Source organism: Xanthobacter autotrophicus, from assembly GCF_029991245.1.
Classification (GTDB): domain Bacteria; phylum Pseudomonadota; class Alphaproteobacteria; order Rhizobiales; family Xanthobacteraceae; genus Xanthobacter; species Xanthobacter autotrophicus_C.
Genome location: NZ_JAIVFO010000237.1, coordinates 1 through 3,654, shown reverse-complemented (window position 1 = coordinate 3,654; position 3,654 = coordinate 1). Strand labels below are relative to the sequence as shown.

General features: G+C 66.8%; 4 protein-coding genes. All 4 read left to right on the top strand.

Going from position 1 to position 3,654, the window contains the following annotated elements; translation table 11 throughout:
• Window positions 1-239: 239 nt before the first annotated feature.
• Entirely contained in the window at window positions 240-1,229 is a 990-nt protein-coding gene (locus tag K9U41_RS22155) for a metal ABC transporter substrate-binding protein (RefSeq protein WP_282643006.1), read from the top strand.
• Window positions 1,226-2,128: a manganese/iron ABC transporter ATP-binding protein gene (locus K9U41_RS22150; protein ID WP_282643005.1), complete on the top strand. Its 903-nt coding sequence runs from the start codon at window positions 1,226-1,228 to the stop codon at window positions 2,126-2,128. The genes K9U41_RS22155 and K9U41_RS22150 overlap by 4 nt, the downstream gene beginning before the upstream one ends.
• Entirely contained in the window at window positions 2,125-2,988 is an 864-nt protein-coding gene (locus tag K9U41_RS22145; protein WP_282643004.1) for a metal ABC transporter permease, read from the top strand. The genes K9U41_RS22150 and K9U41_RS22145 overlap by 4 nt, the downstream gene beginning before the upstream one ends.
• The coding region (locus tag K9U41_RS22140; protein WP_282643003.1) for a metal ABC transporter permease at window positions 2,988-3,654 on the top strand (667 nt) is incomplete at its 3' end. The genes K9U41_RS22145 and K9U41_RS22140, both read left to right, overlap by 1 nt.

The following is a 3,654-nucleotide window of genomic DNA, read 5'->3' as shown; positions in this document are numbered from 1 at the left end:
CCTCCTCCCCCGCCCTGGTGCCGGCCGGCATCGTGGTCCCTGCGGCAATGCAGCCGCCCTTTTCGGTGCCTGAATCCGCCGCAGCGGCGGTCCCCACCCTTGCGGAGAACGCCGCTGCGGAGCAAAACGGAAAAGGCTAGGTCGACTTAAATGCGAATAAGTTGCAATTGCAGTTTTGTGGGCCTATTTTTGCAAATGGATCGCAAATTGATGCGATGATTGGATTGGAGCGCGGCTTGATGCGCTGCCCTGACTTTTTGGCGGCTGGTTCTTCGGCCCATTGCCTGGTTCATTCCTTCGGCCGCGTCTTTTCGACGGCCGGCGTCGTGCTTCTCGCCTCCCTGGTGGCGGTGGCAGCGTTGTCCGCCGGGCCAGCGCGGGCGGCAGACAAGCTGAAGGTGGTCACCACCTTCACCATCATCGCCGACATGGCGAAGACCGTGGCGGGCGATGCCGCGCAGGTGGAGAGCATCACCAAGCCCGGCGCCGAGATCCACAATTACCAGCCCACCCCCGGCGACCTCATCAAGGCGCAGGGCGCCAACCTGATCCTGTGGAACGGCCTGAACCTGGAACTGTGGTTCGAGAAATTCTTCAGCCGCCTGAAGGGCGTGCCCAGCGTGGTGATCTCCGACGGCGTCGAGCCCATGGGCATCACGGAGGGCCCCTACAGCGGCAAGCCCAATCCCCATGCCTGGATGTCGCCCGCCGCCGCCCTCATCTACGTGGACAACATCCGCGACGCGCTGGTGAAATACGATCCGGCCAACGCCGCCACCTACAAGGCGAACGCCGAGGCCTACAAGGCGAAGATCACCGCCACCATCGCCCCCATCCGCGCCGAGCTTGAAAAGGTGCCGCCGGACCAGCGCTGGCTGGTCACCAGCGAGGGCGCCTTCAGCTATCTGGCGCGGGATTTCGGCCTGAAGCCGCTCTACCTGTGGCCCATCAACGCCGACCAGCAGGGCACGCCCCAGCAGGTGCGCCGCGTGGTGGACCGCATGCGGGCGGACAAGATCCCCGCCATCTTCTCCGAGAGCACCATCTCCGCCGAACCCGCAAAGCAGGTGGCGCGGGAGACCGGCGCCCGATATGGCGGCGTGCTCTATGTGGATTCGCTGAGCGACGCCGCGGGCCCCGTGCCCACCTATCTGGACCTGCTGCGGGTCACCTCCGCCACCATCGCCGAGGGGTTGGCGACGGACCTCGCCCAGGGCGCGCCGCGATGAATGCCCCCCTCGATCCAACCCTGTCGCACGTGGACGCCGCCGGCGCCGGCCTTAACGTCGCCCACGTCACCGTCACCTACCGCAACGGCCACACCGCCCTGCGCGACGCGAGCTTCGAGATCCCGACCGGCACCATCACCGCGCTGGTGGGGGTGAACGGCTCGGGCAAGTCCACCCTGTTCAAGACCATCATGGGCTTCCTCTCGGCGTCGAAGGGGTCCGTGACCATCCTCGGCATGAGCGTGCGCGACGCGCTGAAGCGCAACGTGGTGGCCTATGTGCCCCAGGCCGAGGAGGTGGACTGGACCTTCCCGGTGCTGGTGGAAGACGTGGTGATGATGGGCCGCTACGGCCACATGAATTTCCTGCGCATGCCCCGCCGCGCCGACCATGAGGCGGTGACGGCGGCGCTCGGCCGCGTCAACATGCTGGAGTTCCGCAACCGCCAGATCGGCGAACTGTCCGGCGGGCAGAGGAAGCGCGTGTTCCTCGCCCGCGCGCTGGCGCAGGACGCCCGCGTGATCCTGCTCGACGAGCCCTTCACCGGCGTGGACGTGAAGACCGAGGACGCCATCATCGCCCTGCTGAAAGCCCTGCGCGACGAGGGGCGGGTGATGCTGGTCTCCACCCATAATCTGGGCTCGGTGCCGGAATTCTGCGACCGCACGGTGCTCATCAAGGGCACGGTGCTGGCCTATGGGCTGACCTCGGAGATCTTCACGCAGGTGAACCTGGAGAAGGCCTTCGGCGGCGTGCTGCGCCATTTCGTGCTGGACGAGAGCCACTCCACCGCCGCCGGCACGCTGGGCGTGCTCACCGACGACGAGCGCCCCCTCGTGCTCTACAAGGACCGCCCCGCCGCCAGCGGCACCGCCGGCTCGTCGGAGGGGATCGGATGATGGCCCTGCTCCTCGAACCCTTCGCCTATTCCTACATGGTCAATGCCATGTGGGTGAGCGCGCTGGTGGGGGCGGTGTGCGCGTTTCTCTCCGCCTTCCTCATGCTGAAGGGCTGGTCGCTCATCGGCGACGCCCTGTCCCACGCCATCGTGCCGGGGGTGGCGGGGGCCTACATGCTGGGCCTGCCGTTCTCGCTGGGCGCCTTCTTCTCCGGCGCGCTGGCGGCCGGGGCCATGCTGTTTTTGCAGGAGCGCACCAAGCTGAAGGAAGACGCCGTCATCGGCCTCATCTTCACGTCCTTCTTCGGCCTCGGCCTGTTCATGGTCTCGCTCTCCCCCACCTCGGTGAACGTGCAGACCATCGTGCTCGGCAACATCCTCGCCATCTCGCCGGCCGACACGTTGCAACTGGCGCTCATCGGCTTTGTCTCGCTGGGCATCTTGCTGGTGTTCTGGAAGGACCTGATGGTGACCTTCTTCGACGAGAGCCACGCCCGTTCCATCGGCCTCAACCCCACCTTCCTGAAGATCATGTTCTTCACGCTGCTGTCGGCCTGCACGGTGGCGGCGCTGCAGACGGTGGGGGCCTTCCTCGTCATCGCCATGGTGGTGACGCCGGGGGCCACCGCCTATCTGCTCACCGACCGCTTCCCCCGCCTCATCACCCTGTCGGTGCTGATCGGCGCGGGCACGAGCTTTGCCGGCGCCTATCTCTCCTATTTCGTGGACGGGGCGACGGGGGGCATCATCGTGGTGCTGCAGACCCTCATCTTCCTCACCGCCTTCGTGTTCGCCCCCAAGCACGGGCTGCTGGCGGCGCGGCGGCAGGCGGCGCTGGCGCTGAAGGAGGGCGGGGCGTGATGGACACTCTGCTCGCGCCGTTCCAGTTCGATTTCATGTTGAGCGCGCTGGCCATCTCGGCGCTGGTGGCGGTGCCCATGGCGCTGCTCTCCTGCTTCCTGGTGCTGAAGGGCTGGTCGCTGATGGGCGATGCCGTCTCCCACGCCGTGCTGCCCGGCGTGGTGCTGGCCTATATGGCCGGCCTGCCGCTGGCCCTCGGGGCCTTCGTGGCCGGAATGGTGTGCGCGCTGGGCACCGGGTACCTGAAGGCCAACAGCCGCATCAAGGAAGACACGGTGATGGGCGTGGTCTTCTCCGGCATGTTCGGGCTGGGGCTGGTGCTCTACACCAAGATCCAGTCGGACGTGCACCTCGACCATATCCTGTTCGGCGACATGCTGGGTGTGACCTGGGGCGATATCGCCGAAAGCGCCATCATCTGCGGCCTCGTGACGGTGGCGCTGCTGGCCAAATGGCGCGACCTGCTGCTGAACGCGTTCGATCCCGCGCAGGCGCGCGCAGTGGGCCTGCGCGTCGGGCTCTTGCACTACGGGCTGCTGGTGATGCTGTCGCTGACCATCGTCGCGGCACTGAAGGCGGTGGGCATCATCCTCGCCGTGTCGCTGCTGATCGCGCCGGGGGCCATCGCCTTCCTCGTCACCCGCCGCTTCGGCGTCATGCTGGTGG